Raw genomic sequence first — 16,686 nt, forward strand, 5'->3', positions numbered from 1 at the left:
GAGAATCTCTTTCAAGTTTCCAACTTAATTGTCATATTGGGAATCGCTAAGATATTGAATTTTTTGACCAGAGAGTTTCCAACTTAAATGGTCGTGATCAGTTTAGGAGCTACAGTTAAGCCTTATAAACAACAGGGCCACCCAGACGGGTGGCCCTTCGTTTACATGGACTTTATCTGCATGCTGCTATCCGAATGTCCGGCTTAAGTCCTTGAGCTGGCTCGCTTTGCTCTGCAAGTTGGCACTGGTTTCACTCACCTGATCGATTTTGAGGCTGTTATCGTGAGAGAGCGAGGATATCTGGTTGATATTGCGACTGATCTCCTCGATGACCGCTTGTTGCTCGGTGGCCGCGGCGGTGATCTGGTTGGAAAAATCAGAGACCTTGTCTATCTCGACCACAACCTGATTCAGGTTGCCGGTGCTTGCCCGGGTGGTGGCGAGGCAGGCGTTGGTTCTGGTCACATTGAGATGCATCATCTCTTTCCATTCCCCCAGGGTTTGCTGGATATGACCAATGCTGTTCTGGATCTGCTCTGTCGCCTTGTGGGTTCTGGTCGACAGGCTGCGAACCTCGTCCGCCACAACCGCAAAGCCGCGCCCCTGATCGCCTGCCCGTGCGGCTTCGATGGAGGCATTGAGCGCCAGCAGGTTGGTTTGATCCGCAATGCCGCGAATTTCGCTCATGATGGTGCCGATCCGCTCGGACTCGCTCGCCAGCTCGACGGCTGACTGGAAGGCTTGCTCCGCCTGGGTGGCCAGCGCCGACATCTCTTCCCCCGCTTCTGAAAGTTGGGTACTGGTGGTGATGCAGTGGCTACGAGCCTCTTCGATCTGGCTGTTGCTGTCTTGAATATTGCGGTTGATCTCCTCGGCGGCCGAGGCCATCTGGGTGACGGCAGTGGCAATCTGCTGGATCTGCGTGTCTTGGGAAGATATATCCTGGCTTGCCAGCGAGGCGGAGCCGCGCAGGTCATTGGCCATGGCATTGAGCGACGCGGTGGTGTCATCCACCCGACCGAGTACGGTACGGATCTTCGCTTGCCCGAGCTTGATATGGAAATCGGCAATGCTGTGGGGGGCATCCCCCGAGAAGATAAGGCGGCTGATGCTGTCGTAATCCTGTTCGAGCTGCTGCAAGAATCGCGGTGTGAGGAAGAGAGGGTGGCGATTGAACCAGATGGCTGCCAAGAGAGGAATGATGACCCAGAGCGCCTGCAGCGGTGAGAGCAGCCAGAGCGCGCTGATCACGCTGACGAGCAGCAGAGGGATGGTCATCATGGCCGGTGTGAGTTGACGCAGGCCCATGTGAATGGCAGAGCCGGTTTCACGGGCTTTAAGGGTTTTGTACATCTTGCTGGCACGCGCTTTGTGCTCTGCGGCGGGACGGCAGCGGACGGATTGGTAACCCACCATCTTGCCATCTTCATAAATCGGGGTGACATAGGCATCAACCCAATAATAACGACCATCTTTGCAGCGGTTTTTTACCATGCCTCGCCATAGTTTGCCTGCCTGCAGGTGGGCCCAGAGATCGGCAAACGCTGCCTTGGGCATGTCGGGGTGGCGCACCAGATTGTGATGCTGCCCCAACATCTCTTCCAGGCGATAGCCTGCCACCTGACAAAACGCCGGATTGGCGTAGGTGATGTCCCCTTTGAGGTCGGTCGTCGATACCAACTGGATATCGTCGGCAAATTCAACCTCGGTATCTGTGGTGTGAAGCGAGCTGGTTACCATGATCAGGCTCCGGTTTCGGCGTAACGGAATACTTCGTTTGAGTATGGCAGAGGATGTTCATTTATTGTGTTGTTGCACATTAACTCTTGTGCTACTGCGTGGGGACGGGATGGGTCTCACATTTTTACAGCGCGGTTTGGCGAGGGGAGGCAGGCCAAGTCACATGGCCCGGAGAGCAGCAAACCCCTCATCCTTTGGCTGTCTCAAATTTATTGCCGTACGGAATAGACAAACGCCGATCAGTTGATAGGCGTTTTGTCTATGGGAGCCTGATGGTTTCACACTCTGCTGGCTTAAAACTCTGTCTGTTTAAAGATGGGTGCCTTAAAACAGCAGTTGCGTCAGGTAGCCCATCAGGATCGCCATGCCGAGGATCACGGTAAGGAAGGCTGCAATCATCGGGGTTCTGAACATCGATTTGAGCAGGATCACCTCGGTCAGACTGGCACCGGCACTGCCGATGATCAGCGCCATGACGGCGCCCATTCCCATCCCTTTGCCCAGCAGTACCGACGCCAGCGGGATCACGGCCTCGGCACGGATGTAGAGCGGGATCCCGACGATGGCGCTGAAGGGGATGGCCAGCGGGTTGTCGGCACCAGCATGGGCGGCGATCCACTCGGCCGGAATAAAACCGTAAATAAACGAGCCGATGAGTACTCCCAGCAGCAGGAAGGGCAATACGGCTTTGAACTGCTGCCAGGCATCGATGCGAGCTTTGACCCAGGCGGTGGGGAGCTGTGGTGCACGAGTCAGGGTTGCCGTGCCATCGCCGCAGCAGGAGAGGGTGGACTGTTCTGCCATCTCTGGTTGCGGTGCCGGGCAGCACGCCGCCCCCTTGAGTGGTTTGATTGCGCGAATGGTACTGCGTTGGTTGTCACTGCAATGTGCTTGAGTGGTGGTGCGGGTCGCCGGGCCACAGCCGCTACCGCAAGAGGGGGTGGCCTCTTTGGGGTCGATGACGTGGCGCTCGAACCCGAGCCTGTCGAGCAGCATGCTCGCCATGACGGAGACGCTGGCGGCGATCACGGCGTAGAGCAGGGTCACTTTCCAGCCGAAGGTGGCCCACATCAAGCCGACGATGATGGGGTTCAGCAGTGGTGAGATAAACAGGAAGGTGAGGGTGGGACCAAAGCCAGCCTTGGCCGAGAGCAATCCTCTCAGCATTGGGATGGTGGAGCAGCTGCAAAAGGGGGTGACGGCACCGAGCAGGGCCGAGAGCAGATAGCCCTTGCCATGGCGCGCCCCCAGCATCCGCTGGATCTTCTCGTCGGGGATCTTCTGACGGATCAGGCTGATCCCGGCGCTGATGACCAGAAACAGCACCGACAGCTCGACAGCCAGAAACAGGAACATCTGCGCTGCATCGGTCAGCATGGTTAACCACTCATTCATCATCGTATCCTCACTTGGTTTCTATATTTCCAAAATAGTCGAAATTAATGTTCGGTCAAGATATTTCTGGTATTATCGAAATATCAAATTCGTGGAGGGAGCTGGGATGCAACTGGAAGAGGTCGCCAAGGCATTGAAAGAGCTGGGTCATCCGACCCGGCTGTTTATCTTCAAGCATCTGGTCAAGGCGGGAGAGCAGGGGCTGCCGGTGGGGGAGCTGCAAAAGCAGCTGGTGATCCCCGCTTCCACCCTCAGCCACCATATCGCGGCGCTGGTCTCGGTGGGGCTGGTGAAGCAAAACCGGGAGAGTCGCACCCTGCTGTGCGTCTCTCAATACGCGGTGCTGGAGGAGATCATCGCCTTTTTCCGCGACGAATGTTGCGTCAACAGCCCGGAGCATCGGCAAGATCAAAGGCAAGAGCTGCCTTCCTGAGGGCTATGGCTGCTAGTCGTGCTGCGCGTAATAAAAAAACGCCGATCATGCGATCGGCGTTTTGCATTGTTTTTCTCAACTGCGGGCATTAACCCAGATTGGCTGCAACCTTGCTTTGAGCTTGTCCCTTGCGCTTGATGACAAAGCCAATACCCAGTACCACCAGCCAGGCGGGGATAAGTTCGACCGAGATGCGGAAATCGGGGGTCATATACATGATCACCAGAATACCGGCCATGAACGCGAGGCAGAGATAGTTGCCGAAGGGGTACCAGAACGCCTTGAACTTGGGCTGGACACCCTCTGCGACCTTGGCCTTGCGGAACTTGAGGTGCGCGAGGCTGATCATCGCCCAGTTGATCACCAGTGCGGAGACCACCAGCGCCATCAGCAGGCCGAACGCCTTGCCCGGCATCAGGTAGTTGATCAGCACGCAGAGCAGGGTGGCGATGGCCGAGACCGAGAGGGCAACCAGTGGCACGCCGCTCTTGTTGGTCTTGAGCAGGGCTTTCGGGCCGTTGCCCTGCTTGGCCAGCCCGAACAGCATCCGGCTGTTGCAGTAGACGCAGCTGTTGTAGACCGACAGTGCTGCCGTCAGTACCACGATGTTGAGTACGGTGGCGACGAGATTGCTGTCCAGAGCGTGGAAAATCATCACGAATGGGCTGCCGCCTTCCACCACTTTACCCCAGGGATAGAGGGACATCAGGATAGCCAGAGCGCCGATGTAGAAGATGAGGATGCGGTAGATCACCTGATTGGTGGCCTTGGGAATGCTCTTCTCGGGGTTGTCCGCTTCGGCGGCGGTAATGCCCACCAGCTCCAGACCGCCGAAGGAGAACATGATCACCGCCATCGCCATCACCAGACCGCTGATGCCGTTGGGGAAGAAGCCGCCTTGGGCCCACAGGTTGGTGACGCTCGCCTCGGGGCCGCCGGCACCGGAGAGGAGCAGATAGCCGCCAAAGCCAATCATGCCGATGATGGCAACCACCTTGATGATGGCGAACCAGAACTCCATCTCGCCAAACGCTTTGACGTTGGAGAGGTTGATGGCGTTGATCAGCACGAAGAAGAAGGCTGCCGACATCCAGGTCGGGATCTCTGGCCACCAGTACTGGACGTAGATGCCCACCGCGGTCAGCTCGGCCATGCTCACCAGCACGTAGAGCACCCAGTAGTTCCAGCCGGACGCAAAACCGGCAAACTCACCCCAGTATTTGTAGGCAAAGTGGCTGAAGGAGCCGGCTACCGGCTCTTCCACCACCATTTCACCGAGCTGGCGCATGATCAGGAAGGCGATAAAGCCGCCGATGGCATACCCCAGCAGGACCGAGGGGCCTGCCATCTTGATGGTTTGGGCAATGCCCAGAAAGAGGCCGGTGCCGATGGCGCCGCCCAAAGCAATCAACTGAATGTGGCGGTTTTTAAGGCCGCGCTTCAGCTCCTCACCGTCTTGTTTCAAATCCATGGGTCTGTCCTTACGTCTCTGTTGTCTCTGGTCGGTGTTGGGCTCATCCTGAGCAGGCCGCAGTGCGTAGCCAAAACCTGACGAAAGCCGTATTTATTTCGTTACGACATGCCATTTTCAATTTTTAGTGTTGGCTGGCAACCGAAGCAGAATAGTGATAATCCGCCAAAAATGCACCTGTTTTCCATCTCTAATGGCCGTGTTTTGTACAAACAGCAGCTTTTTCATGATCTGAATAGGCTTCTTGGTAGTTTTTGGTTAATGTTTGTGCAATCGAATTCTGTTTTGTTGACATTTTGTCTTGTTGGTGTGCTTTTGTAGTGCCAAGCCACAAATGGATGCAAATGATGCCAAACAAGCGAGAGTGCAGTGAAGAGTGCAGGGAGTTGGAGTACAGAGAGCGCGAAAGCGTGCTGCAACAAGGGGTTGGCCGGGGAGTGCTGGTGGCGCTCTGGTTAGGGATTGCCGCCAGTCCGCTGCTGTTGCTGGTGGCCGCAACCATGTTGCTGGGCTGGCTCTCGCTCGGTGATCAGGGGTTGCTGCACTACTGGCAGCCGCTGTTGCTGGTTGGTGGGGTAACGGGGGCGCTCGTTGGCGGCTGGCTGGCGGAGCGGGTTCGCCTGCGCCACGGTTTGCTGGCCTTCTATGCCCGGTTGATGAACAACCCTGAGCTCAATCGTTAGTTAACGCTGGCTGTTTGCCGAGCGCAGCAGAACGAAATCGAATAGCGGCTAACTGGCAGCGGGTGACAAGGGCACAACGGCAAGGTCGACAAGAAGAGGGATAAGCATTTGTGGTGCTTATCCCTTTTTTATCCATGCTTTTCACTGCCATCTATGTGAATTGCAGTTCGCCACAGCTGACTTTCGCCGCGACACTGTAATTTTTATCTTTTGTTGATGCCGATAGCTGTCAAGCTGGCTTAACAGAGCTGGCGGCGCAGACCGGTTGCCTCGAGAACCTTGGCGCTGATCTCCTCCACCGAGTGGGAGCTGGTATCCAGGAAGCGTATCGCCTCCTGGCGAAACAGTCGCTCCACGCAGGCCAGCTCCTGCTCGCACTGTTCGATGGAGGAGTAGCGGCTGTTGGCACGGCGCTGATTGCGGATCTCGTGCAGCCGCTGCGGCGCTATGGTGAGGCCAAACAGCTTGTGACGGTTGGCCTTGAGGGGGGCGGGCAGCTCCAGCATGCCCATGTCCTGCTCTATAAAGGGGTAGTTGGCGGCACGAATGCCGAACTGCAGCGCCAGATAGAGGCTGGTGGGGGTCTTGCCGCAGCGGGAGACCCCGATCAGGATGATGTCCGCCTCATCGTACTCTTTGGTGGTGATGCCATCGTCGTTGGCCAGCGCGAAGTTGACCGCCTCGATGCGATCGTCATAGAGCTTGCGGTTCTCCATACCGTGGGTGCGGTGGAGGCGGGGCTCGGCTTTGACCCCCAGCTCCTGCTCCAGCGGGCTGACGAAGGTGTTGAGAAAGTCGTGGCCGCACGCTTCCGATTTCAGTACCTCTTCCCGTACCAGCGGGTCGACAATGGTGTGAAACAGAATGGGGCGTACCCCGGTCTGGCGAAACTGCTCGTCGATCCGCATCCGTACCTGACGGGCTTTCTCCAGTGTCTCCACAAAGGGGATAGTGATCTGCTCGAAGGCCAGCGGAAACTGGCTCAGTACCGCGTGGCCGAACACTTCGGCGGTGATGGCGGTGCCGTCTGAAACATAAAATACGGTGTGCACGTGGGGCTCCTGTGATACCGCGGGTGGGGTCGCATGGGGTAAGGGGGGGAGAAGTATCTCCCGAAACCATACCAGTTTTGTCAACCGGTCTGCTGTGCCCAAGTTGTGAAGTGGCTTGCAAACCTGAATCGTTATCTTTTTGTGTCGCCATTGTAGAATGTTCCGGTCATTCGACCATCCCCAACTCTTGCTCGGGGATTTTTTTGAAAATCAGTAGAAAACGTTTTCATGGTCGTTGGCAACAAAAGAAACAGACAATAACGCACCTGACTTACCCATAACCTCATCGATTAAATCGGGCGCACGAGGTGCTATGGCATCGGTGCCCACCAACCTGGAGACATCCAAGTGCAACAGTACGTGCTCTGGTACGAACAACTCGGAATGCAGGACGTAGAACGAGTTGGCGGCAAGAACGCATCCCTTGGCGAGATGATCAGCAACCTCTCTGGCGCCGGTGTATCCGTGCCGGGGGGCTTTGCTACCACCGCCTTTGCGTTTAACGAGTTTCTGGAGTCAAGCGGCCTCAACGGCAAGATCCACCATCTGCTCGACAATCTGGACGTGGACGATATCGCCGCCCTCAACCGGGCCGGTCAGCAGATCCGCGACTGGGTGATCGAAGCCCCGTTCCAGCCCGATCTGGAGCAGGCGATCCGGGTGGCCTATGAGAAGTTGAGTGCCGGTGTCGAGGCCTCGTTTGCGGTGCGCTCCTCCGCCACCGCCGAGGATATGCCGGACGCCTCCTTTGCCGGTCAGCAGGAGACCTTCCTCAACGTACGTGGCATCGATGCCGTCATGACGGCGGTCAAGCATGTGTTTGCTTCCCTGTTCAACGATCGCGCCATCTCCTATCGGGTGCATCAGGGCTACGACCACAAGGGCGTTGCCCTCTCGGCCGGGGTGCAGCGGATGGTGCGTTCCGATCTCGCTGCCTCCGGTGTCATGTTTACCCTGGATACCGAGTCCGGTTTCAACGACGTGGTCTTTATCACCGGGGCCCATGGTCTTGGCGAGATGGTGGTGCAGGGCGCGGTCAACCCGGACGAGTTCTATGTGCACAAGCCGACCCTCAAGGGGGGCCGCCCGGCGGTGGTGCGCAAGACCCTCGGCTCCAAGCTTATCAAGATGACCTATTCGGACGATGCCGGTCACGGCCGTCAGGTGAAGATTGTCGACACCAATGAGGCCGAGCGCAGCCGCTTCTGCATCACAGATGAGGAGGTGATGGCGCTGGCGAAACAGGCCCTCATCATCGAGCAGCACTATGGCCGCCCGATGGATATCGAGTGGGCCAAGGATGGTCAGGATGGCCAGCTCTATATCGTGCAGGCACGCCCGGAAACCGTGCGCAGCCGTCAGGAGGCCAACACCCTCGAGCGTTTTGCCCTCAAGCAAGCGGGCAAGGTGCTGATCGAGGGGCGGGCCATCGGCCACAAGATTGGCGCGGGTCCGGCGCGAGTTATCTCCTCAATCAGCCAGATGGACGAAGTGCAACCCGGCGACGTGCTGGTTACCGACATGACCGACCCGGACTGGGAGCCCATCATGAAGCGGGCCTCCGCCATCGTCACCAACCGGGGCGGCCGTACCTGTCACGCCGCCATCATCGCCCGCGAACTGGGCATTCCGGCGGTAGTGGGTTGCGGTGATGCCACCAAGCGCATCGAACCGGGCCAGCTCATTACCGTCTCCTGTGCGGAAGGGGACACCGGTTTCATCTACGACGGCGAGCTGGACTTCGACGTGGCGGTGACCGAGGTGGGCAACATGCCACGGTTGCCCATCAAGATCATGATGAACGTCGGCAACCCGGACAGGGCGTTCGACTTTGCCCAGTTGCCTAATGCTGGCGTAGGACTGGCGCGCCTTGAATTCATCATCAACCGGATGATCGGCGTGCACCCCAAGGCCTTGCTGGAGTTTGACCAGCAGAGCCCCGAGCTCAAGGCCACCATCGGCAAGATGATCGCCGGTTACGACAGCCCGCGTGAGTTCTACGTGGCCAAGCTGACTGAGGGGATCGCCACTCTGGGTGCCGCCTTCTGGCCAGAGCGGGTGATCGTGCGGATGTCAGACTTCAAGTCCAACGAGTACGCCAATCTGGTGGGCGGTCGTGGCTACGAGCCCCACGAGGAGAACCCGATGATCGGTTTTCGTGGCGCATCCCGCTACATCGCCGACAGCTTCCGCCCCTGCTTTGCCCTCGAGTGCGAGGCGATCAAGCGGGTGCGCGATGTGATGGGGTTGACCAACGTCGAGGTGATGATCCCCTTCGTGCGCACCCTGGGCGAGGCGGAGCAGGTGATCGACATCCTGGCCGAGAACGGTCTGCGCCGCGGCGAGCGGGGGCTCAAGGTGATCATGATGTGCGAGATCCCGAGCAACGCCCTCTTGGCAGACAAGTTCCTCGAGCACGTGGACGGCTTCTCCATCGGCTCCAACGACATGACCCAGCTCACCCTTGGGCTGGATCGGGATTCCGGGCTAATCGCCCATCTGTTCGACGAGCGTAACGAGGCGGTCAAGGCGCTGCTGGCGATGGCGATCCAGGCTGCGCGCAAGGCGGGCAAGTACGTGGGGATCTGCGGTCAGGGGCCATCCGATCACCCTGACTTTGCCGCCTGGCTGGTGGAGCAGGGGATCGACTCTGTGTCGCTCAACCCCGATACCGTGGTCGATACCTGGCTCTATTTAGCGGAGCAGCATGGCGCCAAGTAAGCCACTATCAAAATGAGCAGCAGAAAGGGGGCCATGATGGCCCCCTTTGTTATCTGTGTGTCGCGACCTATTTCGGCTGCTGTTCGGCCCCCGATAGCTCGATCTGCACATTCACCCCTTCGCTCTTGAGCTTGGTGGCGATGGCGTTGAGATCGGTGCCCGGTTTGGCCTCCAGCAGGGCAATGCCGCCGCTGCTCTGCTTGAAGTTCAAGCCGTGGCGAGTCGCCAGCGCCTTGGCGGTGGCATCGTTAGCTTCCACCAGCAGGGTGCCGCTTACAGTCAGCTCCGGGCTAGCGGCCCCTTGCATCAACACGTCACCGCGGCGCAGGGTCTGTTGCGGGACCTTGCTGTCAAGGCTGCGGGCGACCCGCTTCTTGCTGCCGTTGTCAGGAATGAGGTAGGTCTGGCCGTTCACCTCTATGGTGCTGTACTGCTTGCCATCCATGGTGATGGACTCCTGGGCGTAGAGCTGTCCCGAGAGGGGGGCCAGCAGGGTTGCCAGAAGCAAGGTAACAGGTTTGTTCATGGTAATACTCCTAGCGTGTTAGCTGCGGTTGGCATCGTGACCCAGGACCCGCAGGGACCATGAGATCAGCTTGCCCGGTTTGCGATTGTTGCGCTCGGTCAGGGTGGTACGCTCACGGGTCTCGCGATTGAGCAGAGAGACCTGACGGGTACCGTTGGCAACATCGGTTACTTCCAGTCGCCATGTGCCTTGCGCCGATTCGCCGTAGAACTTGTTGGATAGCATCCGCATGTCGCGCAATCCCTTGGTTCGCACAAAGCCCAGTTGCTGCTGGTCGAGAGATTGGCCGACCAGGCTGTTGAAGGGGCTCAGCAGGATGCTACGGGTGCCAGCGGGGGAGACCAGTTCGATCAGCAGATCGGGCAGACGCTGGTGATCCAGGCTCACCATCACCTGAACCGCTTCTACCGTCAACGGTGTGGCAATGCGGGTTGTCGAGCTGGTCGGGCTGTTGCCCACATCCGCAATGGCGGCGGCACTGCCGGTGACATTGATCTTCTGCCACGGCAGTTGCACCAGCGGGGGCAGGGGTTGGTGATTGGCTGCCAGCTCAAGGGCCTTGTTGACGTCGATCAGACCAAAACCGTAAGTCGGGTTGAACCACATGCCGGCGGCATTGCGCTCCCACCCTTCCAGTCCTTTCACATCGCGCACCTTGCCGGTGCTGCTGGTGTAGCTGACCATCACAGGTTTCTGTGTGGCATCGACCCGGGTTGCGCTGCGCGCCAGCAGATCCCGCAGGTCACGTACCGACAGATCCGGGTAGGCGGACATCAGCAGCGCCATGGCGCCGGAGGTGCTGGGGGTGGCGGAGGAGGTGCCGTTCATCACGCCGTTGTAGTCGCAGCTGGCATCCAGTTGCGGGTTGCCGTGCAGCCGGTTAGTGCTGGGATCGTCGGTGCGGTTGTAACCCATGTCGCAGCCGGGCAGATCCGTGGTCACCATCGCCGGAGCGTCGGTACCGTATTCGCCGCCGGTCGCGCTCAGGAAGATGTTGCTGCCGACGCTGGAGTAGGAGGATCTGACGCCATCGGCGTTGAGCGCGCTCACCACCAGGTTCCAGAAGTTGCTGTTGGAGGGATCGAGGTTGCTGTTTTCAAACGGCAATTTAGGACCATTGCCGGTGCGGTTAAGCACATAGCCGCCCGCCGCTATCTTGTTGAAGCCGTTGCCGGCGGCCTTGATATAGGCCGCGCCCTGCGCCTTGAGGGTTTGCTGTTCAAACAGACGATCAAGCTGGGATTGGTCCAGAAAGTTGGCAGAGCGGGGATCCACCACACTCATGCCATAGCTCTGGTTGAACACCCGGTTGTCGCGGCTGGCATCGCTGTCGCCAAGGGCGTAGAGCCAATCCTTCTGCAACTGCTGGCTGTTGTCATCCAGCAGGTTGAACCCCTGCAGCTGGGCTCGCGGGGCAATCCCCTTGGTACCGATGGCGTTGTCTACCGCCGCTATGATGCCGGAGACCGAAGTGCCGTGCGCCGTATCCGCATCCGTCGGGGTCGGGTCATCGCTGCCGGTCACCACGTTTTTTGAGCCCGGACGGACGTTGTCCGCCAGGTCCGGGTGGGCGATAGCCAAGCCATCATCCACCACGGCTACATTGACCCCCTGACCCAGCACGCCGGTGCGATGAGCCCACCAGAGGTTGAGATCATTGCCCGCTATACCGCCACGGGCGCTGAATCCATCCTGACCGCTGTTGAGCAGATACCACTGTTGATCCTGCAGGGGATTGGCACCTGGCAGGCAGCGCTCGGTGCTGCTGCGTCCGATATCCATGCCGCTCTCCTTGCCGGTGAGCGGCGCACAACCTTCATTTGCCTGAACGAGCGCACTGGGCAGGGTCGACAGCAGTGCTGTGATCGCCAGTGCTAACGATGTTTGCTTCATTATTTTTTTAACTCCATCTTGGATCGCACTCATCCTGAGTGCGACGGAAATCTATACACGGGTGACAGGGGTTCAAAAAGAGCCATTTTCAAAAAACGTAATGAGGTTCAAAGAAATCCGATTCAGTTTGTGGTAGGTATTCCAATGACACTGGTTATGTGTTCTATTGAGAATGGTTCTCACCGCTCGCTACTGATCTTTTTATCTGTAATTTACTCCTCTCGCGACTCTCCTTCGCCGCAGCCATCTCGATTCGGGGCAATCCCGAGGGGAGCTCGTGCGCTCTTGAACGTAACGTGAGTGCAGCTATGCATTCGGGGGTGACAGCAAGGGTGATGAGGTGGAACCAGCGGTTTATTGCTTGGCGGCGGTGGATGGCTCTGTTATGGTAATTAAAATAGCCGTTTGGATGGCTAGATTTCTGCGGTTTGAGCGGTTTAATCTCTTAGAGCCACCCCGCCGCAGTCCCATAGCTTGATGCGTACCTGACAGGGAGTCCCTATGCCGTTTTGTTCCTTCTTATCTTCTCCTTTGATTGCTTCTTTGCGTGCCACTGCTGGCGCCAGCACCTTTATTGCTGCGATGGCGGTCGGGAGCCTCTCTTTTTCCGCGGTTGCCGCTGATGCCCCCTTGCCGACCAAACAGGAGATCGTGATTGGTACCACTGTGGGGGATTTTGCCGACATGGTGACCGACTCCATCAAGCCGCAGCTGGAGGCCAAGGGGTACAAGGTCAAGCTGGTGGAGTTCACCGACTATGTGACCCCCAATATTGCTCTGGCTGACGGATCACTGGATGTGAACTGCTTCCAGCACAAACCTTATCTGGAGAGTTTTGCCAAAGATCGCGGCTTGTCGCTGGCGCCCATTACCCAGGTGCCAACCGGTCCGATGGGACTCTATTCCGGCAAGCTGGCAGCACTCGACAAGGTGCAAGAGGGAAGTTCGGTGGCCATCCCCAACGATCCCACCAATCAGGCGCGGGCGCTGTTGATGCTGCAGGATCTTGGTTGGCTCACTCTCAAGGAGGGGATAAACCCGCTCAAGGCGAGCGAGTTTGATGTGGTGAACAATCCGCACAATCTCAAGCTGGTGTTGCTGGAGGCAGCGCAACTGCCCCGCTCGCGTGAGGATGTGGACTTCTCGGTGATCAACGGTAATTTTGCTGCCTCCAGCGGTATCCCGTTCAGTGAAGGACTGTTTCTGGAGCGCAGCTACGATTTTATCAACTGGGTGGTGGTGAAAAGCGCAGATGCGGATCAGCCTTTTGCCAAAGATGTGGCGGCAGCCTACAACTCGGCGGCCTTCAAAGCCTATGCAGCCAAGCGTTTCGTCGGCTACAAGTACCCGCAAGGGTGGGGTGGCTAACAGTCGTGAACGTGGCCCGGTTATACAACGAAAAACGCCCCGAATTCGGGGCGTTTTTTATGGTAGCAAGCCATCAACGGGCGCTTCACTGGTTGCGATAGAAGCGGTTCAGCTCGTTCATCACCTGGATCATGGCGCCCATATCCGGGGTGCCGTGCTTGATCGGGCGATAGCTGTTGCGCTCCAGCAGTTCGAAGTCACCCTGCTTGTTGAAGTGGGTGATGGTCTCCCCTTCATAGATGGCGAAGTCGTTCTGATCCCCGGCCAGCAGCCAGTTGCGCGGGCTGGTATCAAACAGCGAGCGGCCAACGCTGTAATCGCGCGCCGGATTGCGCACGCCCAGCATCCCCTGCATCAGGGTCGGCGCCAGATCGAAATGGCTGCTTGGTTGTTCCCGAACGTCACTGCCGCGCCCCGGCCAGGCCAGTACCAGCGGTACCTGCACCTGATAGGGTGAGTAGTTGCTGCCTGCGCCCCAGCTGTTGCTGCGGGTGTCGTTGAACTCCTGACCGTGGTTGGAGGTGATGACGACGATGGTGTTGCTGTCCATCCCCTGGGACTGCAATTTGGTCAGCATCTGCTCAAGCAACTGGTCGGTATAGAAGACCGAGTTCTTGTAGTGGTTCTCCAGTTTTTGCAGGTTCTCCGCCCGATAGGCGGTCGCCGGATTGAAGTTGGCGAGCTCCGGTTGGAACGGCCCCTTCATGGTGGCGGGTAACTGGTAGTCGCCGGGGCTCGAGAGATAGACCAGCGAGAACCAGGGACGCTCGGGAGAGCGCTTCTCCAGCCACTGCTGCCAGTCGGTCAGCAGCTTGCCATCGTCACTCTGCTCGGAGACAAACACCTGTTTGCGCAGACCGGCGAGGATGCTCTTGCGATACTTCTGGGCATCTTCCATCGCGCCGAACAGCCCGAACTGGTAATCCTGGCGCAACATCTCGTCGAACAGCACCGGCGGACGCTTGTCGCTGCTGATGTCCTTGTAGTAGTGGCCGGGCAACCCGTAGAAGAGGCTGAACATGCCCATCAGATCATCGTTGCCACCACTCAGGTGATTGCGGAACGTCAGATGCTGATCCGCATAGCGCTGCAGATTGGGCATGTTGATGTTGTTGAGCATGTCAAAACGCAATGAGTCGACCACCACAATAAGCAGATTGTTGTGAGTCAGTGGCGCGTTGACGTTGAGCGGGCGCAGCGGATAGTGCATCCGGCTGTCGCTGTTATCCCCCTGGGAGGCCGCCTGCTTCTCGTACTGATCCAGATCCAGCCAGCCATGTTTGGCCAGGAAGGAGCGGGCCGTCATGGGGTAGGAGAGGGGGAAGTTGGCTCTCTGCATGGTGATGGGCTGATAGAGGGTCGCATCCGCCCAGCTGTTGACCACGTGGGTCAGAATAAAGCAGATCAGCAGGGCCAGCCCCACCTGATTGCCGTACTGGCGGCGCTTGCGCTTGTTGATCTTGCGCCAGACATAGGCCGACAGCAGCAGTTGCAGCAGGAAGATGGTGGGCACGGCAACGAAGATGATGCTCCAGATTGAGCCCTCTTCGGTTTGCGCCTGATCCAGCAGCAACTGCCATACCTGACTGTTGAGGTGGAACTTGAACAGCCGGAATACCTGGGTGTCGATCAGCAGCAGCACCAGCGCCAGGGTAGCGATGATGGCCGAGATGAAACGTAACGACTTCTCCTTGGGCAGCACGAAACTGAGCGGGAAGATCGTCAACAGGTAGGTGACAAAACTCAGAAACGAGAAGTGGCCAATCCAGCTTACAACGAGATAGATCACGCCAAGCGTGGTCGATGGCCAGCTGATGGCACCCAGATAACGGGTGGCGATGAGCATGGCCAGAATAATGTTGAAGAAGGAGAACCAATGCCCCCAGGTGATCAGGCGAGAGACATTATCACGATAGGGGTTACCGGTTTCGACCATAGTGATCCATCTGCGTTGAGAAACGTCAAATCAACAGAGTCGGGGACTCAGTGTGCGTCGTGGCGATTATCGACCGATGCGGTCAGGGCCTGGACAAACTTTTCAGTGATGGCCTGGCGCTGGGCCGGTGCCATACCGTTGATGATATTGGTGGTCAGATTGCCAAGCACCATAAGGCTGAGATCCACCGGCGCTTTATGCTTTTCCAGCGCGGTGATCAGGTCGTTCATCAGGGCGTCAAATTGCTCGTTATTGTACTTTGATACGATAGGCATAATCTTCAGTTCATCTCGGTTCAAAGCGCCTTATAATACTTCACCCTTTCGGCTAACACTATGGCTTTGTGACATGAGTCTCGATATCGACAAGATCATTCTTCACTCCTTGCGCCAGGGCGGCGATGGTCAACCCCACGCCGATACCCGCAGCCAGACCCTGCCCCCTGATGAGGCGGTACAGGGACTGATGGCGGAACTGCATCGGATCTACAACGGCAAGGGCGGCAAGGGCTTTGGCTTCTTTGCCGACCCCGAGGCCGCCGTCGCCGAGCTGGCCGACGGTGAAGAGGCTCCCAAGCAGCCTTCACCCGCGTTTCGTATCGCCCTTGAACAGCTGCTCGACGAGCAGACCGAATTCGTTCCCTTCTCGGTCACCGTGACCCAGATGCTGGTCAAGCAGCTGGTGGAGCACGCCCTCGATGAGCAGGGGGTGCTGCTGTTTGCCAAATACAATTATGTCGGGGTCGATTATCTGCTGATTGCCCTGCTGGAGGGCAAGGAGAGCGTCACCGTCAGCGAAGCGCTGGAGTTGCGTCATATCCAGTATCTGGATATCGGCAAACTCAATCTGGTGGCCCGCATTGATTTGACCGAATGGAAAACCCAACCTGATTCGCGCCGCTATATCACCTTCAGCAAGGGGCGAATTGGTCGCAAACTGGGCGACTTCTTTATGGATCTGCTGGGTGCCCGCGAGGGCATGGATGCCAAGGTACAAAATAAAGGCTTGCTGCAGGCGGTCGAAGATTATTGTGACAGTCGTCAGCTCGAACCGACCGAGCGCAATGACTATAAAAAGCAGGTCTTCAAATATTGCACCGAACAGGCGAGCGCCGGTGAAGAGATCGAAATCAAGGAGCTGTCTGCAGAATTGCCCGGTGACGGTGACCTCGATTTTTACAGCTTTATCGGTCAGGAGTATGAGCTGGAAGAGCGCTTCCCGGCGGATCGCTCTACCCTGCGTGGTTTGACCAAGTTTGTTGGCTCCGGCGGCGGTCTGACTCTGAGCTTTGAGCAGAAGCTGTTGAACAGCCGGATCTTTTACGACCCCCAGACCGACACCCTGACCATCAAGGGTGTGCCGCCCAATCTCAAGGATCAGCTGCTGCGCCAGTCGTAGTCATGCTCCCGAGTGTGATCAACTCGTCATTTCTGGCAAAAAGAGACTCCGCCCCGGCGGGGTCTCTTTT

General features: G+C 57.9%; 13 protein-coding genes. 5 read left to right on the plus strand and 8 right to left on the minus strand.

Annotated features, from left to right (window positions below; genetic code table 11):
• Positions 1-186: 186 nt before the first annotated feature.
• Together ACTG1P_RS21440 and ACTG1P_RS21445 are read right to left on the minus strand one after the other, a co-directional pair.
• Positions 187-1,740 (minus strand): methyl-accepting chemotaxis protein, encoded by a 1,554-nt coding sequence (locus tag ACTG1P_RS21440; RefSeq protein WP_440002212.1) that lies wholly within the window; start codon positions 1,738-1,740, stop codon positions 187-189.
• A 324-nt stretch (positions 1,741-2,064) separates the two neighbouring features.
• On the minus strand, positions 2,065-3,135 hold the full coding sequence (locus ACTG1P_RS21445) for a permease (protein WP_440002213.1): 1,071 nt from the start codon (positions 3,133-3,135) through the stop codon (positions 2,065-2,067).
• Positions 3,136-3,241: 106 nt separating this feature from the next.
• Between ACTG1P_RS21445 and ACTG1P_RS21450 the strand changes: the two genes are divergently transcribed.
• Entirely contained in the window at positions 3,242-3,568 is a 327-nt protein-coding gene (locus ACTG1P_RS21450; RefSeq protein ID WP_128815807.1) for an ArsR/SmtB family transcription factor, read from the plus strand.
• Between the two features lie 88 nt (positions 3,569-3,656).
• On the opposite strand, the gene ACTG1P_RS21455 is transcribed toward ACTG1P_RS21450, so the two are convergent.
• Positions 3,657-5,039, minus strand: coding sequence for an amino acid permease (locus ACTG1P_RS21455; protein ID WP_005352966.1), 1,383 nt, complete (start codon positions 5,037-5,039; stop codon positions 3,657-3,659).
• 347 nt (positions 5,040-5,386) lie between these two features.
• Between ACTG1P_RS21455 and ACTG1P_RS21460 the strand changes: the two genes are divergently transcribed.
• A complete protein-coding gene (locus tag ACTG1P_RS21460; protein WP_440002214.1) occupies positions 5,387-5,722 on the plus strand; it encodes a hypothetical protein in 336 nt (111 codons plus the stop codon).
• 239 nt (positions 5,723-5,961) lie between these two features.
• On the opposite strand, the gene ppsR is transcribed toward ACTG1P_RS21460, so the two are convergent.
• Positions 5,962-6,774: a posphoenolpyruvate synthetase regulatory kinase/phosphorylase PpsR gene (gene ppsR, locus ACTG1P_RS21465; protein WP_005344832.1), complete on the minus strand. Its 813-nt coding sequence runs from the start codon at positions 6,772-6,774 to the stop codon at positions 5,962-5,964.
• Between the two features lie 348 nt (positions 6,775-7,122).
• Here ppsR and ppsA point away from each other — a divergent pair, with 348 nt between their 5' ends.
• Positions 7,123-9,495 (plus strand): phosphoenolpyruvate synthase, encoded by a 2,373-nt coding sequence (ppsA, locus tag ACTG1P_RS21470; protein WP_440002215.1) that lies wholly within the window; start codon positions 7,123-7,125, stop codon positions 9,493-9,495.
• Positions 9,496-9,562: 67 nt separating this feature from the next.
• Here the strand turns inward: ppsA and ACTG1P_RS21475 are convergent, their stop codons facing one another.
• Both ACTG1P_RS21475 and asp read right to left on the minus strand, forming a co-directional pair.
• Complete coding sequence (locus ACTG1P_RS21475) at positions 9,563-10,021, minus strand: serine protease chaperone (RefSeq protein WP_440002216.1); 459 nt, start codon at positions 10,019-10,021, stop codon at positions 9,563-9,565.
• Positions 10,022-10,039: 18 nt separating this feature from the next.
• Positions 10,040-11,914, minus strand: a complete 1,875-nt coding sequence (gene asp, locus ACTG1P_RS21480; RefSeq protein ID WP_440002217.1) for a serine protease Asp — start codon at positions 11,912-11,914, stop codon at positions 10,040-10,042.
• Between the two features lie 582 nt (positions 11,915-12,496).
• Between asp and ACTG1P_RS21485 the strand changes: the two genes are divergently transcribed.
• A complete protein-coding gene (locus ACTG1P_RS21485) occupies positions 12,497-13,282 on the plus strand; it encodes a MetQ/NlpA family ABC transporter substrate-binding protein (RefSeq protein ID WP_440002333.1) in 786 nt (261 codons plus the stop codon).
• 85 nt (positions 13,283-13,367) lie between these two features.
• On the opposite strand, the gene ACTG1P_RS21490 is transcribed toward ACTG1P_RS21485, so the two are convergent.
• Both ACTG1P_RS21490 and ACTG1P_RS21495 read right to left on the minus strand, forming a co-directional pair.
• Positions 13,368-15,218, minus strand: a complete 1,851-nt coding sequence (locus ACTG1P_RS21490; RefSeq protein ID WP_440002218.1) for a DUF3413 domain-containing protein — start codon at positions 15,216-15,218, stop codon at positions 13,368-13,370.
• Positions 15,219-15,265: 47 nt separating this feature from the next.
• Positions 15,266-15,493: a YejL family protein gene (locus ACTG1P_RS21495; RefSeq protein WP_005333874.1), complete on the minus strand. Its 228-nt coding sequence runs from the start codon at positions 15,491-15,493 to the stop codon at positions 15,266-15,268.
• Between the two features lie 73 nt (positions 15,494-15,566).
• Between ACTG1P_RS21495 and yejK the strand changes: the two genes are divergently transcribed.
• Positions 15,567-16,616, plus strand: a complete 1,050-nt coding sequence (yejK, locus tag ACTG1P_RS21500; RefSeq protein WP_005333872.1) for a nucleoid-associated protein YejK — start codon at positions 15,567-15,569, stop codon at positions 16,614-16,616.
• The last annotated feature ends 70 nt before the right edge of the window (positions 16,617-16,686 follow it).

This window comes from Aeromonas sp. 11P, assembly GCF_051920165.1.
Lineage (GTDB): Bacteria > Pseudomonadota > Gammaproteobacteria > Enterobacterales > Aeromonadaceae > Aeromonas > Aeromonas veronii.

What these genes read in the sequence shown, in the direction of transcription:
- ACTG1P_RS21475 (WP_440002216.1), bottom strand. Translation starts at nt 10,021, where the DNA reads ATGAACAAACCTGTTACCTTGCTTCTGGCAACCCTGCTGGCCCCCCTC.
- ACTG1P_RS21460 (WP_440002214.1), top strand. Translation starts at nt 5,387, where the DNA reads ATGCCAAACAAGCGAGAGTGCAGTGAAGAGTGCAGGGAGTTGGAGTAC.
- ACTG1P_RS21440 (WP_440002212.1), bottom strand. Translation starts at nt 1,740, where the DNA reads ATGGTAACCAGCTCGCTTCACACCACAGATACCGAGGTTGAATTTGCC.
- ACTG1P_RS21485 (WP_440002333.1), top strand. Translation starts at nt 12,497, where the DNA reads ATGGCGGTCGGGAGCCTCTCTTTTTCCGCGGTTGCCGCTGATGCCCCC.
- yejK (WP_005333872.1), top strand. Translation starts at nt 15,567, where the DNA reads ATGAGTCTCGATATCGACAAGATCATTCTTCACTCCTTGCGCCAGGGC.
- ACTG1P_RS21455 (WP_005352966.1), bottom strand. Translation starts at nt 5,039, where the DNA reads ATGGATTTGAAACAAGACGGTGAGGAGCTGAAGCGCGGCCTTAAAAAC.
- ACTG1P_RS21450 (WP_128815807.1), top strand. Translation starts at nt 3,242, where the DNA reads ATGCAACTGGAAGAGGTCGCCAAGGCATTGAAAGAGCTGGGTCATCCG.
- ACTG1P_RS21490 (WP_440002218.1), bottom strand. Translation starts at nt 15,218, where the DNA reads ATGGTCGAAACCGGTAACCCCTATCGTGATAATGTCTCTCGCCTGATC.
- ACTG1P_RS21495 (WP_005333874.1), bottom strand. Translation starts at nt 15,493, where the DNA reads ATGCCTATCGTATCAAAGTACAATAACGAGCAATTTGACGCCCTGATG.
- asp (WP_440002217.1), bottom strand. Translation starts at nt 11,914, where the DNA reads ATGAAGCAAACATCGTTAGCACTGGCGATCACAGCACTGCTGTCGACC.
- ACTG1P_RS21445 (WP_440002213.1), bottom strand. Translation starts at nt 3,135, where the DNA reads ATGAATGAGTGGTTAACCATGCTGACCGATGCAGCGCAGATGTTCCTG.